The following is a 21,476-nucleotide window of genomic DNA, read 5'->3' as shown; positions in this document are numbered from 1 at the left end:
GTGCCGCCGAGCGGGGGCGGGTCGGACCGCTCGCCCGGACCGCTCGGCCGCACCGGGGTCTCAGGCGTCCGGGCCGCGGATGCGTCCTCGGAGGGGAGGCGCCGCACCGGCCGGGGCGGCGGGGAGGCGGACGCGGGTGCGGCCGGGCGGGCCGGAACCGCCCGGCGCGCGTCAGCGGGAGGTGGACGGGAACGTGCGGGTGGACGGGGCGGACGGGCGTGCGCCGGGGCGGTGGCGGACCGGTCCGGGGGAACGGAACGGGGCGGCGGGCCCCTGGGCCGGGCCGCTGGCCGGGGCGGTGCTCTGGACGGGGCTGGCCGTGCCGGTGCTACTCGCCGCCCCGCTGGGGTTGACCGAGGCGGGCCCCTGGTGGCGGACCGTCCTCCTGATCGGGGTGCTGGCCGCCGCGACCGCGGCCCGGCGGACCCGACCGGTGACCGCACTCCTGCTGGTGGCGGGCGGCTGCCTGGCCGTCGCCCCCGCGCTGCTCGCCGTCGAGACCTGCGCCGCGCTGCCCGTGTTCGCCCTGCTCGCCGGGGTGCGGGCGGAACGGGTCGGGCCCGCCCTGGCCGCCTTCCCCGTGGTGCTCGCCGCCGGGCTGGGCAGGAGCGCGGGGTACGGGGCCGACCGGGTCAGCGAAGCGCTGGTGCTGGTCTCCGCGCTGCTGTTGGCCGTGGTGTTCCCCTGGCTGTGCGGACGGCACTGGCGCCAGCGCCGGGCGCTCGCCGAGGCGGGTTGGGCCCGGGCCGCGCACCTGGAGCGCGAACAGCGGATGGTCGCCGAGCGGGCGCGGCTGCGGGAACGGGCGCGGATCGCCCGGGAGGTGCACGATTCGCTGGGGCACGAGTTGAGCCTGATCGCGCTGCGCGCGGGTGCCCTGCAACTCGCCCGCGACCTGCCGGAGCACCACCGGGCGGCCGCCGCGGAGCTGAGGTCCGCCGCCGCCGGGGCCACCGATCGGCTGCGGGCCGTCGTCGGACTGCTGCGCGATCCCGAGGAGCCGGGGGAGGACCCGGCGCCGCTGACCCCGGCGCGGCGGCTCGCCGACCTCCTGGACGAGACCGGGGCGGTGGCCGTCGACGCCCCGGCGGCCGCCCCGGAGCCCGCGGTGGACGCGGCGGATTCGGCGGATTCGGCGGGCTCGGTGGATTCGGTGGAGGAGTTGGTGCGCCGGGCCGCGGCCTCCGGGATGCCGGTGCGCGGGGAGCGCACCGGGCGCGTCGCTCCGGCGCGGGAGGTGGAACGAGCCACCCGGGCCGTGGTGCGGGAAGCACTCACCAATGCGGCCAAGCACGCCCCCGGCGCTCGGGTGACGGTGTGCACGGCGCACGAAGAGTGGGGGAGCACGGTCACCGTCACCAATGAAGCGCCCCCCGCGCCCCCGCATCCGGTCGCCGTCCGGCGGATCGCCCGCGGGGCGTCCGCCGCCGGCGGGTGCGGGCTGCCGGGACTGCGCACCCGGGTCGCCGCGCTCGGCGGCACGCTCACCGCAGGTCGCCACGGCGACGGGTTCCGGGTCCGCGCCCACCTCCCGCCGGCTCCCGCTCCGGTCGCCGTCCGCGGACGGCGCCGGCGCGTCCGGGTGCCCGCGGCGCTCGCGGTCGTGGCCGCCGGCACGCTGTCCGTGGGCGCGGCACTCGGCTGGTACGCGTACACCGGGTCCCGCGCGGTGCTGGAGCCCGCCGCCTACGCCGCCCTGCGGCCCGGCGCCGACCTCGACGCACTCCGTCCGGTCCTGCCGGAACGGACCGTCGCCGACCCCCCGGTGGACCGTGCGCCGCCGCGGCCGGCCGGCGCCGGGGCGTGCCACTACTACCGGGCGGACGGTGAACTCTTCACGATGGTCGCCCACTTCAGGCTCTGCTTCGACCCGAGCGGCACACTGATCGCCAAGGACCTGGTGCCGGTGGCCCCCACGACGGCGGCCACGGACACCCGACGCACCACCGGAGGGAGCGGTCGATGAGCACACGTCCCAGGGTCCTCCTCGCCGACGACGAGACCATGGTCCGGGCCGGGGTCCGGGCGATCCTGGCCGCCGACGAGGGCATCGAGGTCGTCGCCGAGGCGGCGGACGGCCGGGAAGCGGTGCGGCTGGCGCAGGCGCACCGCCCCGACGTGGCGCTGTTGGACGTCCGCATGCCGGTGCTGGACGGACTGGCCGCCGCCGAGGAGATCGTCCGCACCCTGCCGGGCACCGCCGTGGCCATGCTCACCACCTTCTCCGAGGACGCCTACGTCGCCCGGGCGCTCGGCGGCGGCGCCACCGGTTTCCTGCTGAAGTCCGGCGACCCCTACGAACTGCTGGCCGGGGTGCGGGCGGTGGCGGCCGGGGCGGCGTTCCTGTCGCCGCGGGTCGCCCGGCACGTCATCGACGGCCTCGACGGCGGCCGGCTGGCCCGCGCCACCGAGGCCCGGGCCCGCACCGAACGGCTCACGCCCCGGGAGCGCGAGGTGCTCGCCCTGGTGGGCGCCGGGCTCTCCAACGCCCAGATCGCGGCCCGCCTGCACCTGGTGGAGGGCACCGTGAAGGCGTACGTCAGCTCGGTGCTGGAGCGGCTGTCGGTGCGCAACCGGGTGCAGGCGGCGATCGTGGCCCACGAGGCGGGGCTGACGGACCCGGGGTGAGCGCGGGCTCAACGGTGGCGTCCGCCCCGGCTCCGCAGGGACCCCAGGACGCCCGTGGCGGGCCCGGTGCCCAGGTGGAGCACGAGCGGGGCGACGACCGCGCCCAACAGCAGCCCCGCCGCCACGTCGTGCGGGTAGTGCACGCCGACGAAGACCCGGGAGAACGCCAGCAGCAGCGCCAGCGGCACCGTGACCCACACCAGTCCCCGCCGCACCAGGGCCAGGGTCACCGCGGAGGCGCCGGCGATGGTGGCGTGGTTGCTCGGGAACGACCAGTCGCCGCGTTCCGGGCAGGCCACCAGGGACGCCGCGGCACCCGCCACCGTCCGGCACGGCCGGTCCTGGTCGAAGACGGTCTTCAACAACTCGCTGAGCAGGTACGCCACCCCGGTGGCCACCGGGGCCAGCAGGGCCGCGGCCAGCACCCGGTCGGACGCCCGGCGCACCCGCCACGCCGCGGCGACGAACAGGACCACGAAGACCACGATCCCCGCCTCCGTGCCTATTTCCGCGGTGTGTTGGAGCCAGGAGGGGGAGTCACGGGCGAAGGAGGTGATGTCGCGGTACCAGGCGTCGTCGAAGGAGGTCATGGTCACGGAACGTACGGAGTCGGGGTCCACGATCACACCCCGCGACCGTCAGGTGGGGCACCTGACGAAAGACGGGGGTCCCGGGACGTTTGACGCCCCGTCTGCCGGAATGATGATCTGGAAAAGTTGCCCCGAGGGCGGCGGGTGGGGCAGGAGAAGCCGCCGATCTCTCGTACAGTTGCCGCCGTGGGATCTCTGCGCAATCCGGTCGGGCCGCTTCCCTCCAGCATCTACTGGCGACGGAGGGCCGTTCTGCTGAGCCTGGCCGCCGTCGTCCTGGTGCTCCTGATCATCTGGTTGGTCAGTTCGAGCGGTGGCGGCGGCGGGGGCACCGGGGACAACGCCAACGGCTCCAGCGACAAGAACCCGGTCGAGGCCATCACCCCCGGGCCCTCCGGCTCCGGTCCCGCGATCAGCGAGAAGCCGGGCGGGCGGGACGAGCCCGGCTCCGAGACCTCCCCGGGCGGATCGGGCGGCCCCGGCAGCACCGACGCCGCCTCCACCACGGGCGGCGGTTCCGGGGACGGCTCGGACGGCTCCGGCGGCTCCGACGGGGCGAACGGGGCCGACGGCGAGGGCGCGAACGGGTCCGGCGGCGCCGGCAGTTCGGGCGGCGCGGACTCCGGGCAGCGCGTCCCGGCCGGCTCCGACCTGCCCGACTGCACCGCGTCCACCGTGCGGCTCTCGCTGAGCAGCGCCGAGAACACCTACGGCCCGGGGAAGAACCCCGAGTTGCGGCTGACCGCGAAGAACACCTCCGACGTCGCCTGCAAGATCGACCTCGGTCCGAAGGCCGCGGTGGTGACGATCACCCAGTCCGAGGGCGACGAGGACGTCTGGGTCTCCGACCACTGTCCCAAGGGCTCGGGCAGCGCCCTGCTGAAGGTGCCCGCGAACGGCTCCGCCACCCACACCCTGGAGTGGAACCGCAAGCGGAGCGCCGCCGACTGCGGCACCCCCCGCGCCGGATCGGCGGCGGCGGACACCTACCTGGTCGAGGCCGAGCTGTCCGGCTTCACCGTCACCCCGACCTCGTTCGTCCTGCGCCGCGACTGAACCGCCCGGCCCGTCGACCGGCGGGCCGGCGAAGGCGCCCGTTAGGCGCGCGCACCCGCCGGACGGCGGGTGCGGAACCGCATCGGAACCTGGCGGCATCCCGCCAACGGACCCGCCCCGGTCCACGGAGGCGGGGGACCGGCTCCGGGCGGGCCGCGGGGCCCGCCACCGGACGGTCAGACGTAGCGCTCCAGGATCGACGACTCGGCGAGCCGGGACAGGCCCTCCCGCACGCTGCGCGCCCGGGCCTCGCCGACCCCGTCGACGGTCTGGAGGTCGTCCACGCTCGCGGCCAGCAGCTTCTGGAGCCCGCCGAAGTGCTCGACCAACCGGTCGATGATCGCGCCGGGCAGCCGCGGCACCTTCGCCAGCAGCCGGAACCCGCGCGGCGACACCGCCGAATCCAACGCCTCCGGGGAACCGGTGTACCCCAAGGCACGTGCCACCGTGGACAGTTCCAGCAACTCCGCATGGGTCAGCGCGTCCAGCTCCGACAACGCCTCGTCGACGGTGCGGGAGCGCTTCGCGGTCGGCTCGGGCACGTAGTCCCGCACCACCAGCTCCCGCTCCGGCTCCACGCCGGCGATCAACTCGTCCAGTTGCAGGGCGAGGAGGCGTCCGTCGGTGCCCAACTCCACCACGTACTCGGCGATCTCGGTGGCGATCCGGCGGACCATCTCCAGGCGCTGCGCCACCGCACTGACGTCCCGGACCGTCACCAGGTCCTCGATCTCCAACGCGGAGAGGGTGCCGGCGACCTCGTCCAGCCGCAGCTTGTACCGCTCCAGGGTGGCCAGCGCCTGGTTCGCCCGGGACAGGATCGCGGCCGAGTCCTCCAGGGTGCGGCGTTGACCGTCCACGTACAGCGCGATCAACCGCATCGACTGCGAGACCGACACCACGGGGAAGCCGACCTGCTTGCTCACCCGGTCCGCGGTGCGGTGCCGGGTGCCGGTCTCCTCGGTCGGGATCGTCGGGTCCGGCACCAGCTGGACGCCCGCCCGCAGGATCTTGGTGATGTCCTTGTCGATGACGATGCCGCCGTCCAGCTTGCACAGCTCCCGCAGTCGGGTCGCCGTGAACTCGACGTCCAGCACGAAGCCGCCGGTGCACATCATCTCGACGGTCTTGTCCGAGCCGAGGACGATCAGTCCGCCGGTGTTGCCGCGGAGGATGCGCTCCAGTCCGTCGCGCAGGGCCGTTCCCGGCGCGACCGCACTGAGCGCGGCGCGCATCAGTCCGTCGCCACCCGAGCTCCCGCCGGACTTTCCGGGAGCCGCTGCCCGGTCGTTGGCTGCCACTGCTCTCCTCCGTCGCGGTTCTGGGGGTGCCCGGTGTTCGTACGGACGGGCGAGACCGGGGCAAAGTCTACCGGCGGTGCTCCGCCTCCTGCGGGGCCTCTCGTCGACGGCCGCGGGGCAGCACCCGCAGGGCGTCCCCTATGTCCGAGACCTCGGTGACCTTCATGCCCGCCGGGACCTTCCCCGGATCGGTTGGTACGAGGGCCTGGGTGAAGCCCAGCCGGTGCGCCTCCGCCAACCGGCGCTGCACCCCCGTCACCCGCCGGACCTCGCCGGCGAGGCCCACCTCGCCGATCGCCACCAGGTTCTTCGGCAGCGGGGTGTCACTGGCCGCGCTGGCCAGTGCCAGCGCCACCGCCAGGTCCGCCGCGGGCTCCGACAACCGCACCCCGCCGACCGTCGCCGAGTAGATGTCCCGCTTGCCCAGCGCGCTGATCCGGCCCCGCTGCTCCAGCACGGCCAGCATCATGGACACCCGCGAGGTCTCCAGCCCCGAGGTGGTGCGCCGGGGGGAGGGGATCTGCGAGTCGACGGTGAGCGCCTGCACCTCCGCCACCAGCGGACGCCGCCCCTCCAGGGTGACCGTCAGACAGGTGCCCGGCACCGGCTCGTCGCGCCGGGTCAGGAACAGGCCCGAGGGGTCGGCGAGACCCGTGATGCCCTCGTCGTGCAGCTCGAAGCAACCCACCTCGTCGGTCGTCCCGTACCGGTTCTTCACTCCGCGCACCAGACGCAGCCGGGCGTGCCGGTCGCCCTCGAAGTGCAGCACCACGTCCACCAGGTGCTCCAGCAGCCGCGGACCCGCGATGGCGCCGTCCTTGGTGACGTGCCCCACCAGCAGGGTGGCCATGCCGCGCTCCTTGGAGGCCCGGATCAGCGCCCCCGCCACCTCCCTGACCTGGGCCATTCCGCCCGGGGCGCCGTCGATCTCCGGGGACGCCACGGTCTGCACCGAGTCCATGATCAGCAGCGACGGCTTCACCGCGTCCAGATGGCCGAGGACCGCCGAGAGGTCCGTCTCCGCGGCCAGGTAGAGGTGGTCGTCGATCGCCTTGATCCGGTCGGCCCGCAGCCGCACCTGGCTCGCGGACTCCTCGCCGGTGACGTACAGGGTGCGGTGCGCCTCGCTCGCGGACTTGGCCGCCACGTCCAGCAGCAGCGTGGACTTGCCGACGCCCGGTTCCCCGGCCAGCAGCACCACGGCGCCCGGCACCAGACCGCCGCCGAGCACCCGGTCCAGCTCCGGCACGCCGGTGCTGCGGGCGGTCGCCTGCCGGCCGTCGACCTGGCCGATGGGCACCGCGGCGTTGGTGACGCGGCCGGGGGCCGTGGTGCGGACGGCGGGCGCACCGTGCTCCTCGACCGTCCCCCACGCCTGGCACTCCGGGCAGCGGCCGAGCCACTTGGTCGTCTGCCAGCCGCACTCGGTGCAGCGGTAGGAGGGCCGGTCCTTCGCGGTTCTGGTACGGGCAGCCATGCAGGGAACCGTACCGGCGCGCACCGACACCCCCGGACCGCACGGGCCCGGGCGCGGAACGGCGGGTGTCCCCCTTCGGGGGATCTGTTCACCCGTACGGGTTAAATGCCCCCGAGTCGGCGGTCGGGGTGTGGACCGCCGCCTACGGTCGCACGGTGACGAGTAGCAGGACGGGCCACCCCGCCCGCACCACCGGAACGCCCGGGGCACCCGGATCCGCCCACCGGCGGCCCGCCCCCCGCCCCCCGGTGTGCCACGAGCCGCACCTCGACGGGCTGTTCACCTACTGCCTGTCCCTCCTGTGCGACCACGAGGCGGCGACCGCCGTCCTCGGGGACGTCCTCCACTGGGCCGAACGCCGCAGGGAACGCGCGCCCGTCGCCGCGGCCGAGCACCGGGCCTGGCTGTACGCCCTGGCCCGCTGGGCCTGCTTGCGGCGCCTCGCCGAACTCGACCGGGACGGGGGCGCCGGGGCGGGGCTCGCGGTCCGGGTCCTGCGCGGGGTGCGCGCCGGTCGGGCGGCCCGGGCGGGGGCGCGGACGGAGCGCGTGCCGGTGCGGCTCCACCACGAGTCGGCGCAGAAACGTCAATCCAGGGCGGGGGCCCCGCCCGCGCCGGGAGCCCGGGGCACCCCCGCGCCGGCCCGTGCCCACGGCCGCGAGCTGGCCCTGCTCGCCTGGCCCGAAGCCGCCGGCATCGTCCCCGAGCAGCGCGAAGCGCTCGAACTCTCCCTCCGCCACCGGTTGACCGACCCCGAGGTGGCCGCCGTCCTCGGACTTGACCCCGACCGCGCCCGCGACCTGCTGGTCTCCGCCGCCTGCGCGGTGGAACGCAGCCGGGCCGCCCTCGCCGTCGCCCGGTTGGGCGGCTGCGCCGAAGCGGTCCGGATCGCCGGGGGCGAGGCACCGCCCTCCGCCCCGGTGCGCCACGGCGACCTGGTCCGACACGTGGACCACTGTCCGCGCTGCCGTCCCGTCGCGGAGTGCGCCGGCGCGGGGGACTGGCCGGGCACCACCGCGGCGCCGGCGCTGTTGCCCGTGGTGACCGCGCCCCGTGCCGCCCTGGCACACGCCCCCCGCGCGCGGGGCGCCACCCCGCGCTTCGACCGCCGCGGCTTCCCCCGCGGACCCACCGACCCCACCGCCCGCCGACACCGGCTGCGCGCCCGGGCCGTCACCACCACCGTCGTGGTGACGGTGGTCGCCGCACCCGTGCTCGCCCTGTGGACCGCCTACGGCGAGGACCCGGGCAGCACGGACGGCACCCCGGTCAGCGCCAGCCGGGCCCGTCCGGTGGACGGGCTCATCGAGGGCGGGCGGTCCCGGGCCTCCCGCGGAGCCGGAGCCGGGACGCTCGGCGGGACCACCGGGACGTCCGTCGAGGTGATCGCCGCCCCCGAGCGGTCCGGCGCGGACCCGGCGGGCCGGCTCCTCGTCGACGCCCGCCCGAGCGGCGACGACGGCCTGGTCTCCCTCACCGTCGCCGAAGGCGCCCCGGTGCGCTGGTCCGCCACCTCGCACGCCCCCTGGCTGCGCCTCTCCTCCACCACCGGCACCCTCACCCCCGCCGGCACGTTCGTCCTGCGCGCCCGCTTCGACCCGGGGGCGGCACCCCGGGGTGCCTGGCGGGCCCGGATCTCGGTGGGCGTCCTCGGCGCCACCGGAGTCGACCGGAGCGCCGTGGTGGTGGTGCGGGGACGGGAGCGCCCGCCCGGCCCGCGCCCCGAGGGCTCCGGCGCGCCGGCCGCACCGTCGCACGCCGGCGGCGCCCCGCCGCCCGACGTACCGGGCGGACGCGGGGACGCCCCCGCCGGCCCCACCGCCACGGACCCCGGCCCGTCCACGGGCCCGAGAGCCCGGGGCCCCCTTCCGTCCGCCGGCCCGGGCGAGGAGCCGGCCGGGAGGGACGGTGTCCCCGCCCCGGGCACCCCCCACGAGGACGGCCCGGAGCGCTTCGGGGGCGCGCCCGCGCCGGGGCGCGCAGCCGGTTCCGGCGCGCCGAGCACCGCGGACGGTGCGCCGGAGCGCTGACGGGAGCGGGTGCGCCGCACGGGGGCCGGCGCACCCGCTCCCCGGACGTCCCCGTACGCCGGGGACTACGCCCGCGGCGGGTCGGCCGGGTGCGGGGCCACCAGGGGCAACCGCGCGGCGAGCCGCGCCTCGCAGAGCTCGGCGAGCCGGTCGTACCCGCCCTTGCCCATCAGCTCGGTCAGCTCCGGCCGGTACGTGACGTACACGGGCTCCCCGGCGCCGTGCGCGGAGGTCGCCGAGGTGCACCACCAGTGCAGGTCGTGACCGCCCGGGCCCCAGCCCCGCCGGTCGTACTCGCCGATCGACACCTGGAGGACGCGGGTGTCGTCCGGGCGGTCGATCCACTCGTACGTCCGGCGCACCGGGAGCTGCCAGCAGACGTCCGGCTTGGTCTCCAGGGGCTCCCGGCCCTCCTTGAGGGCGAGGATGTGCAGCGAACAGCCCGCGCCCCCGGCGAACCCGGGACGGTTCTGGAAGATGCACGAGCCCTTCCACCGCCGGGTCTGCCGGGCCGGCCCCTCGCCGTCCTCGTCCCCGTCTTCGGCGTCCTCGGACTCCTGCACCCAACCGCCGCCCTCGGCGACCGGGCGGGTGCCCACGTCGTGGAACTGCCAGATGTCGGGTGTGAGCCTGGCCACGTGCCCGGCGACCCGGGCCTCGTCGTCCTCGTCGGAGAAGTGGGCGCCCAGGGTGCAGCAGCCGTCGGCCGCGCGGCCCGCCTCGATGCCCTGGCAGCCGCTGCCGAAGATGCAGCTCCAGCGGGAGGTGAGCCAGGTCAGGTCACAGCGGAAGACCTGTTCCTCGTCGGCCGGGTCGGGGAACTCGACCCAGGCCCGGGCGAAGTCCAGGCCCTTCTCGTCCGGCTCGGCCGTCGTGTTCGACGCAGCCGGAGCCGCGCCCCGCCCGGCCTTCTTGCCCTTGGCGGCGCCCGCGCGGTCCGGGGCGGGCGGACCGGCCGGTTCCGCGCGCTTCGCCTTTTTCGTCTTTGGCACGTCACCAGGGTATGCGGGCGGTCCCGCCCCAGGTGGCCGGCCCGGGGCCCGGGGCGCAGTAGCGTTGGCGTTCATGAGACTTGGTGTCCTGGATGTGGGCTCGAACACGGTTCATCTGCTGGTGATGGACGCGCACCCCGGTGCGCGCCCGCGGCCCGCGCACTCCCACAAGGCGGAGCTGCGACTCGCCCAGCTCCTGGACGCCCGCGGCGCGATCGACGCGGACGGGGTCGGACGACTGGTCTCCACGGTGCACGACGCCCTCCAGGCGGCCGAGGACAAGGGCGTCGAGGAACTGCTGCCGTTCGCCACCTCGGCGGTGCGGGAGGCGAGCAACGCCGACGAGGTGATCCGCCGGGTGCGGGACGAGACCGGGGTGGAGCTCCAGGTCCTCACCGGCGACGAGGAGGCCCGGCTGACCTTCCTCGCCGCCCGCCGCTGGTTCGGCTGGTCGGCGGGGAAACTGCTGGTCATCGACATCGGAGGCGGCTCCCTCGAAGTCGCGTTCGGCCTGGACGAGGAGCCCGACGCCGCGACCTCCCTGCCGCTGGGCGCCGGCCGGCTCACCGCCGGGTGGCTGCCGGGCGACCCCGTGGACCCGGCGGACGTGCGGACGCTGCGCCGGCACGTGCGGGCACAGATCGCGCGGACGGTCGGCGAGTTCACCCGCTTCGGGGGCGCCGACCACGCGGTCGCCACCTCGAAGACCTTCAAGCAGCTCGCCCGCATCGCCGGCGCCGCGCGCGGGGCGGACGGCGAGTACGTGCAGCGGGAGCTGCGGCGGAGCGCGCTGGAGGCGTGGGTGCCGAAGCTGGCCGCGATGACCGCCGGGGAGCGGGCCTCCCTGCCCGGGGTCTCCGAGAACCGGGCCGGCCAACTGCTCGCCGGGGCCTTGGTCGCCGAGGCCGCGCTCGACCTGTTCGGGCTGGAGACGGTCGAGATCTGCCCCTGGGCGTTGCGCGAGGGGGTCATCCTGCGCCACCTCGACCACCTGCCCAGCTCCCAGCCGCCGAGCCACCCCACCGCCGAGCTGCCCTGAGGCCCTCGCCCCCGCCCGACCGCGCGGGCGCCCGAGCAACGCCGCATGCGCGCTGTCCGTGCCCGGTGTGCACGCCGGGCCCCGGCCGCCGGCGCGCACACCGCGTTCACGGGCCCCGCGCGCCCCGCGTACGGCCCCGCAACCGCCACGATCTACGCCGGCGCGCACGCCGGCGTAGGCGACGTCGGGAGCCCCGACGCCGTGGGCCCGACCCCGTACGCTGTGCTCGTGGCAGAACAGAAGGCGCGCGCCCCGGAACCGAAGGTCGCCCTGTCGACGGCCTCGGTCTACCCGGAGTCGACGGCGACGGCCTTCCGGATCGCCGCGCGCCTGGGGTACGACGGGGTCGAGGTGATGGTCTGGAACGACCCGGTCAGCCAGGACGTCGAAGCCCTGCGCCGGCTCTCCGACCACTACCGGGTGCCCGTCCTCGCGGTCCACGCACCGTGCCTGCTGATCACCCAGCGGGTGTGGTCCAGCGACCCGTGGACCAAGCTCCAGCGGGCCCGCTCGGCCGCCGAACGGCTCGGCGCCACCACGGTCGTGGTGCACCCGCCCTTCCGCTGGCAGCGCCAGTACGCCCGCGAGTTCGTCCGCGGCATCGGGCGGATGAGCGAGGAGACGGAGGTCCGGTTCGCCGTGGAGAACATGTACCCCTGGCGCTACCGCGACCGCGAGGCCCTCGCCTACGCCCCGGGCTGGGACGTCACCGAGGAGGACTACCCGCACTTCACGCTGGACCTGAGCCACGCCGCGACCTCCCGCTCCGACCCGCTGGCCATGGCCGGGCGGATGGGCGACCGCCTCGGGCACGTGCACTTCGCCGACAGCCTGGGCTCCGCCAAGGACGAGCACCTGGTGCCCGGCCGGGGCGACCAGCCGTGCGCCGCCTTCCTGGAGCGCCTGGTGCCCGGCGGCTTCGACGGCCACGTGGTCATCGAGGTCAACACCCGGCGGGCGATGTCCGGCGCCGAACGCGAGGCCGACCTCGCCGAAGCACTCGCCTTCACCCGCCGCCACCTCGCCCCGAGCCCGTCCGGCGCCCGGGAGGCGTTCCGCCCGTGACCTCCGCCACCCCCCGGCGCCGGGGCCGTCCCGCCCGCGGCGGCGCGGAGGGCGGCCCGGACACCCGCGCGCGCATCCTGCACGCCGCGCGCGTCGAGTTCGCCGAGCGCGGCTAGGAGAGGAGGCCGTGGCCGTGGTCGCCCCCTCCAGCGCCACCTGGCCGAGCCCGGCCCGCCGCCCGACCCCGTCCCGTAGGGCCGGCACCCCACCCGTGGCACGGACGACGGCATCCGTCCGCACCGTGCCACACTTCCGGTACGGACCACCCACGTCCGGCCGCGTGCCGCCCGGCGCGCACACCACGGCGCGCGCTGCCCGGCGCACCTCCCGAAGCCGCCCGTGAGCCGAGACGCCCGTCCCACATTCCGGAACGACCTGTCCGGATCTTGGAGGCGGGGCGTAGGCTCGGCACCGCCACACCTGCCTTGAACCGGTCCCGCGCAGCCGCGTGCGGGACCATCCCGAAGGAGCGAGCGACGATGCCCGAGCTGAGGTCCCGCACTGTCACCCACGGCCGCAACATGGCGGGCGCCCGCGCCCTGATGCGGGCCTCCGGGGTAGCCGGCGAGGACATCGGCAAGCCGATCATCGCGGTCGCCAACTCCTTCACCGAGTTCGTCCCCGGCCACACCCACCTCCAGCCGGTGGGCCGGATCGTCAGCGAGGCGATCAAGGCCGCCGGGGCCGTGCCGCGCGAGTTCAACACCATCGCCGTGGACGACGGCATCGCCATGGGCCACGGCGGCATGCTCTACTCGCTGCCCTCCCGCGACCTGATCGCCGACAGCGTCGAGTACATGGTGGAGGCGCACTGCGCCGACGCCCTGATCTGCATCTCCAACTGCGACAAGATCACCCCCGGCATGCTGATGGCCGCGCTGCGCCTCAACATCCCGACGATCTTCGTCTCCGGCGGCCCGATGGAGGCCGGCCAGGCGACCCTGGTCGACGGCACGGTCCGTAAGCTGGACCTGGTGAACGCCATCGCCGACGCCGTCGACGAGAGCATCTCCGACGAGGACATCCTGCGCATCGAGGAGAACGCCTGCCCCACCTGCGGCTCCTGTTCCGGCATGTTCACCGCCAACTCGATGAACTGCCTCACCGAGGCCATCGGGCTCTCGCTGCCCGGCAACGGCTCCGTCCTCGCCACCCACACCGCCCGGCGCGCCCTCTACGAGCGGGCCGGCGCCACCGTGGTCGAGCTGACCCGTCGCTACTACGAGCAGGACGACGCCTCCGTCCTGCCCCGCAACATCGCCACCCGCGCCGCCTTCGAGAACGCGATGGCGCTGGACATCGCCATGGGCGGCTCCACCAACACCATCCTGCACCTGCTGGCCGCCGCCCAGGAGGCCGAGCTGGACTACGGCCTCGACGACATGGACGCGGTCTCCCGCCGGGTGCCCTGCCTGGCCAAGGTCGCCCCCAACGTCGCGCCCACCACCACGTACTACATGGAGGACGTGCACCGCGCCGGCGGCATCCCGGCGATCCTCGGCGAGCTGTACCGGGGCGGGCTGCTCAACGAGGACGTGCACAGCGTGCACTCCCCGTCGATCAAGCAGTGGCTCGACACCTGGGACATCCGCGGCGGCAGCGCCACCGAGGAGGCGCTGGAGCTGTGGCACGCGGCCCCCGGCTGCGTGCGTTCGGCCGAGGCGTTCTCGCAGTCCGAGCGGTGGGAGACGCTGGACGTCGACGCCGCCCGCGGCTGCATCCGCGACGTGGAGCACGCCTACTCCCGGGACGGCGGCCTCGCCGTGCTGAAGGGCAACCTCGCCGTCGACGGCTGCGTGGTGAAGACCGCCGGCGTGGACGAGTCGATCTGGACCTTCGAGGGCCCGGCCGTGGTCTGCGAGTCGCAGGACGAGGCGGTCGACAAGATCCTGCGCAAGCAGATCGAGCCCGGCGACGTCGTCGTCATCCGCTACGAGGGCCCCAAGGGCGGCCCCGGCATGCAGGAGATGCTGTACCCGACCTCCTTCCTCAAGGGCCGCGGCCTCGGCAAGTCCTGCGCGCTGGTCACCGACGGCCGCTTCTCCGGCGGCACCTCGGGGCTCTCCATCGGCCACGCCTCGCCCGAGGCGGCCTCCGGCGGCACCATCGCCCTGGTCGAGGACGGCGACCGCATCCGCATCGACATCCCGAACCGCTCCATCGAACTGCTGGTGGACGAGGAGACCCTCGCCGCACGGCGCGAAGCACTCGGCGGCGTGTACCAGCCGCGGGAGCGCGAGCGAAAGGTCTCGGCCGCGCTGCGTGCCTACGCCGCGATGGCCACCAGCGCCGACAAGGGCGCCGTGCGTGACGTGAACAAGCTGGGCTAGCGGCCCGCTTGACGCCCCCGCCGTCCGGCGTGCGCCCGCTGCGCGCGCCGAACGGTGGGCGGTCCCCCGAAAATCAGGCCCGAGATACGCCCCTCACGGTGCAACTTCCTGCCCGTGGGGGGCGTCTTCCGTGGTGTCCGGCACCGCTGGACACCTATCAGGGGGAGGTCTTCCGGTATCCGTGGCAGCACCCTGTCCATGGCCGGAAACCACTCGTACGCTCCTCGGGGGAGGAACACATGAGCGAAAAGATCACGACAGCCGTCGACGACGCCGACGCACCGTCGGTCGACACCGTCACCCTGGCCGCGAGCGCCACCACCTACCCGGTCGTGGCCACGGTGAACGTGCGCAGCGGCCCCGGACTGTCCTATCCGGTGGTGCTCCAGATCTCCGGCGGCAGCCGGGTCTCGATCGTCTGCCAGAAGCGGGGCACCACGATCACCGGGCCGCTGGGCACCACCAACATCTGGGACAAGATCGGCAGCGGACGCTACGTCTCCGACGCCTACGTGCAGACGGGCAGCGACGGCTTCGTGAGCCCCCAGTGCGCCTGATCCCGACCGCCTGACCCGGGCCCTCCCCGCCCCGCCGCCGAGTGCGGCCGGGCGGGGAGGGCCCGGACCGCCGGGTCAGCCGGTGCGCGGCGGCGCGGCCAGGTCGAAGGCCGACAGCGTGTTGTCGCCGGCCGCCACCACCAGGGCCCGGCCCACCGCGGTCAGCCGCGGCCCGGCCCCGGTGAACCCGCCGGGGTTCCCGGTGTACGGGGCCGTCGCCCACTTCTCGGCCCCGGTTGCGGGATCGAGCGCGATCACCCGCCCGGTCGCCGAACCGACGTACAGCGTCCCGTTCACCGCGAGCGGCGTCGACGCCCACTCCGCCGTGGTCTGCACCCGCCACTTCCGCCGGCCCGTGCGCGGGTCCACCGCACTCACCTCCCCGGTGGAGGAGGTGAAGTAGAGGGTGCCCCGGAGGTAGCCGGGCAGCGTCCCCTCGTAGCCGTCGAGCCGGTCGACCTCACGGCGCCCGGTGGCCATGTCCAACCGGACCACCTGCGAGAACCCGGTGCCCGACGCCCCGGCCGACTCGTGGACCAGCAACAGCGAGCCGTCCAGCGCGCCCACCGGCCACAGCCGGCCGTCCGCCGGGACCGCCCGCCCGAGGGCACCGCCGCGCGGGTCGAGGGTGTGGAACGTCAGGTCGTCGGAGCGCCCCGCGACCAACTGCGTCGAGGGGGCGCACATCGCGTACGGGCGCCCCGCGGCGGGGAACGGCGCGCACCACGCGCCGGTGGGCAGCGGGGTGGACCACAGGGGGCGACCGTCCCGCGCCGAGCGTGCCTGGAACCGGGTGGAGCCGGGGTCCACGGTCAGCACCGTGGACCCCACCAGCACCGCCTGCTGCGGCTCCCGCAACAGGTACGTCGCCTTGGTGCCGATCCTGGCCCGCCACAGCTCCCGGCCGCTCCCCGCGTCGAACGCCACCACCTCGGTGCGGTCCGGGCCGGTCTCGGGCAGGTGGTAGCCGAGGACGGTGCGGCCCGCGAGCCCCTTCCCCGCCCCGCCGGTCACCCCGACCAGGTGCAGCCCCTGCATCGGTACTCCGGGGTAGGTGCGGCGCCACAACACCTTGCCGTCGGAGCCCCGCAGCCGGGCCGCCGCCACCCCGCCGCCCCCGCAGAACAGGTCCTCGCCCAGGGCAACGCAGCGCAGTTCGTCGTCGAGTTGCTGCCCGCCGCGCACCGAGGTGTGCCAGGGCGCGAACCCGGCCGGCAGCCGTGCCTTTCCGGCGCCCGCCGGGGCCGGTGTCCCCCGGGCGCCCGGCGCGGGGTCCTCCCCGTCCGGCCCGAACAGGGCCGTGCCGACGGCGACCAGCGCGGCGGCCACCCCGGTGACGGCGGCCACCAGCAGGGTCCGGCGCCGGCGCGCACGGCGCACCCGCCGGCCGGAACGGGAGCGGGTGTCCCCCGGCGCGCGGTCCGCGCCGGTGGGGTCCGCACCCGTGGTGCCGGTGTCCGCGGGGTCCGGGTCCGCGGAACCGGACCCCGCGGGGTCCGAACGCCGGGTCCCCGGGAGGGTCTTCTGCTCGGCGGTCGGCGGCGAGGCCGAGGCCAGGTCCTCCGGCAGCCCGCGCAGGGCGACCAGCAGGTCGTGGGCGGACGGCCGGCCCCGCGGCTCCTTGTCCAGGCAGGGCTCCACCACCTCGCGCAGCAACGCGGGCACCGCAACCAACCGGGGTTCCTCGTGCACCACCTGGTAGGCGGTCATGTAGGGGCTGTCAGCGTCGAAGGGACCCTGCCCGGTCGCCGCGTACACCAACAGGGTGGCCAGCGAGAACACGTCGGAGCCCGGGCCGACCGCGCGCGGGGTCTGCAACTGCTCCGGGGACATGAACGGAGGGGTCCCGATGACCCGGCCGGTCATGGTGAGGGTCTGGTTGTCGGCGGCCCGGGAGATGCCGAAGTCGATGACCCGGGGCCCGTCCGGGGAGAGCACCACGTTCGACGGCTTGAGGTCCCGGTGGACGACGCCCGCCCGGTGGATCTCGCGCAGCGCCTCCGCCAACCCGATGGCGAGGGTGCGCAGTTCGGCACCGTGCACGGCCCCGCCGTCGGTGACCCGCTGGGCGAGGGTCGGACCCGCGATGTAGGCGGTGGCCATCCACGGCCGGGACGCCTCCGGGTCGGCGTCCACCACGGCGGCCGTGAACACGCCGCTCACCCGCCGGGCCGCGGACACCTCCTGACGGAACCGGATGCGGAACTCCTCGTCGCCCGCGAAGTGCTGGTGGATCAGCTTGATCGCGACGGGCCGTCCCGACCCGGTGCGGGCCAGGAACACGGTGCCCATGCCCCCGGAGCCGAGACGGGCCTCCACCGGGTAGCCGCCGATCTGCTCAGGGTCCCCGCCCCGGAGTTGCACGAGCGTCCACCTCATCCGTCCATGCCGAGAGATCCCACCACCGGTGAACAAACTAGCGGGTCACCGGGTGGTGACGGGCGGTCGCGGGTGGCCGGAACGGGCCGACCCGCGGGGTACCGGCCAGTAGGGGCGGTGGGGTGCGTCACTCCAGCGCGCGACACGCGTCCCCGCCCCACGGCGCGCACCCGGCGCCCGTGGATCGCGGAGCGATAATCGGCCGGTGAGCGAGCGCCCCGCAAGGACCCCGGGGCCCCCGGGCCCCCGCCCCGCCCCCCTCCGTTTCTTCGGCACCCGCTGGGTACGGCACGACCGGCGCTACGCCGCCCGTCGGATCGGGGTGGCGGTCGGTTCGCTCGCCGCGCTGACCACCGGTTGCCTGCTGCTGCGCCTCGGCTACCAGGGGCTGGCCGCGGCCCGGGTGGGCGCCCCGGTGAACCTCCTGGTGGGAGCGGCGCTCGCGCTCTGCACGGCGCTCGCGTTCCGGCACGTCTGGCAGGGCTTCGCCCGCCGCCCCGAACCCTGCGGCGGACCGGTGCGCGAGCCGGGGCGGAAGCCGGCGCCCGGCACGCTGGCGATCGGCTTCCTCGGCGCCCTGGGCGCCTACTTCCTGCGCTCCCTCGTCGAGGCACCCGGTGAGGGCCGACTGCGCGCGGAGCACGAGCGGGCGTGCGAACAGCACGCGCGCCGCACCGCGCGCCGGACCGGCGATCCGGCCCGACGCCGGGGTTGACCGGGCCCGCCGACATACCCGTGCGCACCCTGACCGCCGACGGCACCAGGAGCATTGTTCGTCGCACGGTGAACAAGAGTCGCGAGGCACCCGCCGACGCCATCAGGGCGCACGACCTCCGGGTCGTCCGGGGCTCCCGCACCGTCCTGCACGACCTCGCCTTCACCGTCCCCCGCGGCCGCACCCCCTGAACACCCCCGGCGCACGCCCCGTGGACGCCCGCCTCCCGCTCCCCGGCCCTCTGCGAGGATGACCGGCAACGAACGACCTGTCGGAAGGCCCCGTCATGCCCCAGAAAGTCGCAGTCCTCGGCACCGGAAAGATCGGCGAGGCCCTGCTGAGCGGCGTCATCCGGTCCGGCTGGCCCCCGGCCGACCTGCTGGTCACCGCCCGCCGCCCGGAGCGCGCCGAGGAACTCCGCACCCGCTACGGCGTCACCGCGGTCAGCAACCAGGAGGCGGCCAAGCACGCCGACACCCTGATCCTCGCGGTCAAGCCCCAGGACATGGGCGCCCTCCTCGACGAACTCGCCCCCCACCTCCCCGCCGGCCGCCTGGTCATCAGCGGCGCCGCCGGCGTGCCCACCACCTACTTCGAGGAACGGCTCCCCGAGGGCACCCCCGTGGTGCGGGTCATGACCAACACCCCCGCCCTGGTCGACGAGGCCATGTCGGTCATCTCCGCCGGCACCCACGCCACCGCCACCCACCTGCGGCACGCCGAGGAGATCTTCGGCGCGGTCGGCAAGACCCTCCGGGTCCCGGAGACCCAGCAGGACGCGGCCACCGCCCTCTCCGGCTCCGGCCCGGCCTACTTCTACTACCTGGTCGAGGCCATGACCGACGCCGGCATCCTCCTCGGGCTGCCCCGCGACAAGGCGCACGACCTGATCGTCCAGGCCGCCATCGGCGCCGCCGTGATGCTCCGCGACAGCGGCGAACACCCCGTCAAACTCCGCGAGAACGTCACCTCGCCCGCCGGCACCACCATCAGCGCCATCCGCGAACTGGAGAACCACGGGGTGCGCGCCGCCCTGATCGCCGCCCTGGAGGCCGCCCGCGACCGCAGCCGCGAACTCGCCTCCGGCACCCACTGACAGCGAGCACCGGCCACGGCATCGCCCGATGCCGTGGCCGGCACGCGACCGTCAGCCCCCACCTCCGACGCCCAGCGCCCCGAGCACCTCCTCCGTGCGCACCACCCGGGCGAACCCGCCGCCGTGCAGGGACACCGCCGTCGCCCGCGCCAAGGCGTCCGCTCCCAGCCGCCACCCGAACGGCCCCACCAGGTCGAAGGTGTACGTGGCGTCCAGCACGAACAGCACGTCGTACCCCAGGTTCCCGCCCATCCGGGCCGTCGTCTCCACGCACATGTTCGTCTGCACCCCGACCACCGCCAGCTGCCCGATCCCGGCCGCCCGCAGCCACCCGTCCAGGTCGGGCGTCCCGTAGAACGCCGAGTTCACCGTCTTCGTCACCAGCAACCCGCCACCCCCCTGCCCCCGCCGCTCCTCGACGTAGTCCTGGAAGTCGTTGCCCGGGCACCCCGGCCGCAGCGGCGAACCGGGCTCCGCGGAGTCGTGCCGCACGAACACCACCGGCCGCCCGCTCGCCCGCCACCCGTCGATCAACGCCGCGATCCGCGCATCCGCGTCCGGCTCGTTCCGCGCACCCCAACGTTCCGTCTCCAGGAACCCCTTCTGCACGTCCACCACCAACAACGCCGCATTTCCCGTGATCTCCATGGCCCGATGCTCGCCCGCCCGGCCTCCGCGTCCCAGCAGGCAGGAAGACACCGATCGATGGTTTACTGCCAGGATGGACGAGGCCCCGCCGCCCCACCGCATCGCCCTCCTCGCCTTCCCCGGCATCCGGGCCTTCGACGTCAGCGTCGCCACCGAGGTCTGGGGCACCGACCGCACCGATCTCGGCGTCCCCGCCTTCGAACTGCGCCGCGTCGCGCCCGACCCCACCCCCGTCCCCCTCCGCGGCGGCCTCGTCCTCACCCCGGACCGCACCCTCGACTGGCTCGCCACCGCCGACCTGGTGGTCGTCCCCGGCCTGGACGACCTCGCCCCCGCACCCGCCCCGGTCCGCACCGCACTGCGCGAGGCGCACGCCCGCGGCACCACCCTCGCCGCCCTCTGCGGCGGCGCCTTCACCCTCGCCCAGGCCGGGCTCCTCGACGGCCGCCGTGCGGTCACCCACTGGCGCCTCGCCGACCGCTTCCGCACCCGGCACCCCGCCGTCACCCTCACCCCGGACGCCCTCTTCACCGAGGACGACGGCATCTGGACCTCCGCCGGCACCGCCGCCGGCATCGACCTCTGCCTCCACCTGGTCCGGCTGCGGCACGGCGCCGAAACCGCCGCCACCATCGCCCGCTCCATGGTCACCGCGCCCTTCCGCACCGGCACCCAGGCCCAGTTCATCGCACACCCCACGCCCTCCGCCGACCGCGACGCCGACGCCCTCGCCGAGGTCCGCGAACACGCCCTGCGCCACCTGCACCAGCCCCTCACCGTCCACGACCTCGCCCACCGCGCCGGCATGTCCCCCCGCAGCTTCGCCCGCCACTTCACCGCCGCCACCGGCACCACCCCGCTGCGCTGGCTCCTCGCCCAACGCATCGCCGCGGCCCAGAAGCTCCTCGAACGCACCGACCTGCCGATGCCGGAGGTCGCCCGGCGCGCGGGGTTCGGCAGCGAGGTCACCATGCGCCAGCACTTCCACACCCGCCTCGCCACCAGCCCCCGCGCCTACCGGGCCTCCTTCAGACCGCCGGCAGCAGACCCACGGCCCGGTACGCGGCATCGACCGTAGGCCGCGCCACCGCCCGGGCCCGCTCCGCACCCCGCCGCAGCACCTCGTCCACCCCACCCGGGTCGGCCGCCCACTCCCGGTGCCGCTCCCGCACCGGCCGCAACGCCTCCACCACGGCGTCCGCGGTGTCCCGCTTCAGCGCCCCGTACGACCCGTACGCCCCGGCCAGCGCCACCGGATCGGCCGGCTCCGCCGTCCCGCACGCCGCCAGGATCTCCAACAGGTTCGACACCCCGGGCCGCCCCTCCGGGTCGTGGACGACCTCCGTGCCGCTGTCGGTGACCGCCCGCATCACCTTCCGCCGCACCACCTCCGGCTCGTCCAGCAGGTGCACGACGCCCGCCCCGGCCCCGCCGGACTTCCCCATCTTCGACCGCGGGTCCTGGAGGTCCATCACCCGCGCCGCCACCCCGGGCCGGGTGGCCACCGGCACCGTGAACACGTGCCCGTACCGCTGGTTGAACCGCGTCGCGAGGGCCCGCGTGAGTTCCACGT

The 21,476-nt window shown here is 75.5% G+C and carries 19 protein-coding genes (1 of these 19 only partly in view); 12 read left to right on the top strand and 7 right to left on the bottom strand.

The window, feature by feature from the left end; translation table 11 throughout:
• Positions 1-181 precede the first annotated feature (181 nt).
• Positions 182-1,966, top strand: coding sequence for a sensor histidine kinase (locus tag ACSMX9_RS11220; protein ID WP_445402043.1), 1,785 nt, complete (start codon positions 182-184; stop codon positions 1,964-1,966).
• A complete protein-coding gene (locus tag ACSMX9_RS11215; RefSeq protein ID WP_351238360.1) occupies positions 1,963-2,628 on the top strand; it encodes a response regulator transcription factor in 666 nt (221 codons plus the stop codon). Before ACSMX9_RS11220 ends, ACSMX9_RS11215 begins: the two co-directional genes overlap by 4 nt.
• Positions 2,629-2,636: 8 nt before the next feature.
• Here the strand turns inward: ACSMX9_RS11215 and ACSMX9_RS11210 are convergent, their stop codons facing one another.
• A complete protein-coding gene (locus ACSMX9_RS11210; protein WP_445402041.1) occupies positions 2,637-3,218 on the bottom strand; it encodes a phosphatase PAP2 family protein in 582 nt (193 codons plus the stop codon).
• Positions 3,219-3,404: 186 nt separating this feature from the next.
• Here ACSMX9_RS11210 and ACSMX9_RS11205 point away from each other — a divergent pair, with 186 nt between their 5' ends.
• The gene (locus tag ACSMX9_RS11205; RefSeq protein WP_445402039.1) at positions 3,405-4,274 is read left to right on the top strand and encodes a hypothetical protein; all 870 of its coding nucleotides are present in this window, start codon (positions 3,405-3,407) and stop codon (positions 4,272-4,274) included.
• Positions 4,275-4,450: 176 nt separating this feature from the next.
• Here ACSMX9_RS11205 and disA read toward each other — a convergent pair whose 3' ends face one another.
• Positions 4,451-5,575 carry a DNA integrity scanning diadenylate cyclase DisA gene (gene disA / locus ACSMX9_RS11200; protein WP_351238366.1) on the bottom strand — a complete coding sequence of 375 codons (1,125 nt, stop codon included), beginning with the start codon at positions 5,573-5,575 and terminating at the stop codon, positions 4,451-4,453.
• Between the two features lie 67 nt (positions 5,576-5,642).
• Positions 5,643-7,052, bottom strand: a complete 1,410-nt coding sequence (radA, locus tag ACSMX9_RS11195; protein ID WP_445402037.1) for a DNA repair protein RadA — start codon at positions 7,050-7,052, stop codon at positions 5,643-5,645.
• Positions 7,053-7,207: 155 nt separating this feature from the next.
• On the opposite strand from radA, the gene ACSMX9_RS11190 reads away from it, so the two are divergent.
• Positions 7,208-9,082 carry a BACON domain-containing protein gene (locus ACSMX9_RS11190; protein ID WP_445402035.1) on the top strand — a complete coding sequence of 625 codons (1,875 nt, stop codon included), beginning with the start codon at positions 7,208-7,210 and terminating at the stop codon, positions 9,080-9,082.
• 65 nt (positions 9,083-9,147) lie between these two features.
• Here ACSMX9_RS11190 and ACSMX9_RS11185 read toward each other — a convergent pair whose 3' ends face one another.
• Entirely contained in the window at positions 9,148-10,074 is a 927-nt protein-coding gene (locus ACSMX9_RS11185) for a hypothetical protein (protein ID WP_445402033.1), read from the bottom strand.
• Positions 10,075-10,147: 73 nt separating this feature from the next.
• On the opposite strand from ACSMX9_RS11185, the gene ACSMX9_RS11180 reads away from it, so the two are divergent.
• From ACSMX9_RS11180 to ACSMX9_RS11165, 4 genes are all read left to right on the top strand, one after another.
• Positions 10,148-11,113: a Ppx/GppA phosphatase family protein gene (locus tag ACSMX9_RS11180; RefSeq protein ID WP_351238374.1), complete on the top strand. Its 966-nt coding sequence runs from the start codon at positions 10,148-10,150 to the stop codon at positions 11,111-11,113.
• Positions 11,114-11,341: 228 nt separating this feature from the next.
• Positions 11,342-12,178 carry a sugar phosphate isomerase/epimerase family protein gene (locus ACSMX9_RS11175; protein WP_445402031.1) on the top strand — a complete coding sequence of 279 codons (837 nt, stop codon included), beginning with the start codon at positions 11,342-11,344 and terminating at the stop codon, positions 12,176-12,178.
• A gap of 479 nt (positions 12,179-12,657) precedes the next feature.
• Positions 12,658-14,508: a dihydroxy-acid dehydratase gene (ilvD, locus tag ACSMX9_RS11170; RefSeq protein ID WP_445402029.1), complete on the top strand. Its 1,851-nt coding sequence runs from the start codon at positions 12,658-12,660 to the stop codon at positions 14,506-14,508.
• A 239-nt stretch (positions 14,509-14,747) separates the two neighbouring features.
• Positions 14,748-15,065 carry an SH3 domain-containing protein gene (locus ACSMX9_RS11165; protein WP_445402027.1) on the top strand — a complete coding sequence of 106 codons (318 nt, stop codon included), beginning with the start codon at positions 14,748-14,750 and terminating at the stop codon, positions 15,063-15,065.
• Between the two features lie 75 nt (positions 15,066-15,140).
• Here ACSMX9_RS11165 and ACSMX9_RS11160 read toward each other — a convergent pair whose 3' ends face one another.
• The gene (locus tag ACSMX9_RS11160; RefSeq protein WP_445402955.1) at positions 15,141-17,429 is read right to left on the bottom strand and encodes a serine/threonine-protein kinase; all 2,289 of its coding nucleotides are present in this window, start codon (positions 17,427-17,429) and stop codon (positions 15,141-15,143) included.
• Between the two features lie 220 nt (positions 17,430-17,649).
• Between ACSMX9_RS11160 and ACSMX9_RS11155 the strand changes: the two genes are divergently transcribed.
• The 3 genes from ACSMX9_RS11155 (at position 17,650) to proC (ending at position 19,255) form a co-directional block, all read left to right on the top strand.
• Complete coding sequence (locus tag ACSMX9_RS11155) at positions 17,650-18,159, top strand: EamA/RhaT family transporter (RefSeq protein WP_366115110.1); 510 nt, start codon at positions 17,650-17,652, stop codon at positions 18,157-18,159.
• Between the two features lie 68 nt (positions 18,160-18,227).
• The gene (locus ACSMX9_RS11150) at positions 18,228-18,350 is read left to right on the top strand and encodes a hypothetical protein (RefSeq protein WP_445402025.1); all 123 of its coding nucleotides are present in this window, start codon (positions 18,228-18,230) and stop codon (positions 18,348-18,350) included.
• Positions 18,351-18,445: 95 nt separating this feature from the next.
• Positions 18,446-19,255: a pyrroline-5-carboxylate reductase gene (proC, locus tag ACSMX9_RS11145; protein WP_445402023.1), complete on the top strand. Its 810-nt coding sequence runs from the start codon at positions 18,446-18,448 to the stop codon at positions 19,253-19,255.
• 51 nt (positions 19,256-19,306) lie between these two features.
• On the opposite strand, the gene ACSMX9_RS11140 is transcribed toward proC, so the two are convergent.
• The gene (locus tag ACSMX9_RS11140) at positions 19,307-19,903 is read right to left on the bottom strand and encodes a cysteine hydrolase family protein (protein ID WP_366115106.1); all 597 of its coding nucleotides are present in this window, start codon (positions 19,901-19,903) and stop codon (positions 19,307-19,309) included.
• A gap of 73 nt (positions 19,904-19,976) precedes the next feature.
• Here ACSMX9_RS11140 and ACSMX9_RS11135 point away from each other — a divergent pair, with 73 nt between their 5' ends.
• Positions 19,977-20,981 carry a GlxA family transcriptional regulator gene (locus tag ACSMX9_RS11135; protein WP_445402021.1) on the top strand — a complete coding sequence of 335 codons (1,005 nt, stop codon included), beginning with the start codon at positions 19,977-19,979 and terminating at the stop codon, positions 20,979-20,981.
• Here the strand turns inward: ACSMX9_RS11135 and trpS are convergent.
• Positions 20,932-21,476, bottom strand: partial view of a tryptophan--tRNA ligase gene (gene trpS, locus ACSMX9_RS11130; protein WP_445402019.1) — the 3' portion only. The gene runs 463 nt beyond the window's last position; the window shows 545 of its 1,008 coding nt (coding positions 464-1,008); its start codon lies off the right edge, out of view; its stop codon occupies positions 20,932-20,934. The two genes, ACSMX9_RS11135 and trpS, sit on opposite strands and share 50 nt — an antisense overlap.

It is taken from the genome of Streptomyces sp. LE64, from assembly GCF_052606915.1.
This window is presented reverse-complemented; position numbering and strand designations above follow the sequence as displayed.

What these genes read in the sequence shown, in the direction of transcription:
- ACSMX9_RS11215 (WP_351238360.1), top strand. Translation starts at nt 1,963, where the DNA reads ATGAGCACACGTCCCAGGGTCCTCCTCGCCGACGACGAGACCATGGTC.
- ACSMX9_RS11210 (WP_445402041.1), bottom strand. Translation starts at nt 3,218, where the DNA reads ATGACCTCCTTCGACGACGCCTGGTACCGCGACATCACCTCCTTCGCC.
- radA (WP_445402037.1), bottom strand. Translation starts at nt 7,052, where the DNA reads ATGGCTGCCCGTACCAGAACCGCGAAGGACCGGCCCTCCTACCGCTGC.
- ACSMX9_RS11180 (WP_351238374.1), top strand. Translation starts at nt 10,148, where the DNA reads ATGAGACTTGGTGTCCTGGATGTGGGCTCGAACACGGTTCATCTGCTG.
- ilvD (WP_445402029.1), top strand. Translation starts at nt 12,658, where the DNA reads ATGCCCGAGCTGAGGTCCCGCACTGTCACCCACGGCCGCAACATGGCG.
- ACSMX9_RS11165 (WP_445402027.1), top strand. Translation starts at nt 14,748, where the DNA reads ATGAGCGAAAAGATCACGACAGCCGTCGACGACGCCGACGCACCGTCG.
- proC (WP_445402023.1), top strand. Translation starts at nt 18,446, where the DNA reads ATGCCCCAGAAAGTCGCAGTCCTCGGCACCGGAAAGATCGGCGAGGCC.
- ACSMX9_RS11140 (WP_366115106.1), bottom strand. Translation starts at nt 19,903, where the DNA reads ATGGAGATCACGGGAAATGCGGCGTTGTTGGTGGTGGACGTGCAGAAG.
- ACSMX9_RS11135 (WP_445402021.1), top strand. Translation starts at nt 19,977, where the DNA reads ATGGACGAGGCCCCGCCGCCCCACCGCATCGCCCTCCTCGCCTTCCCC.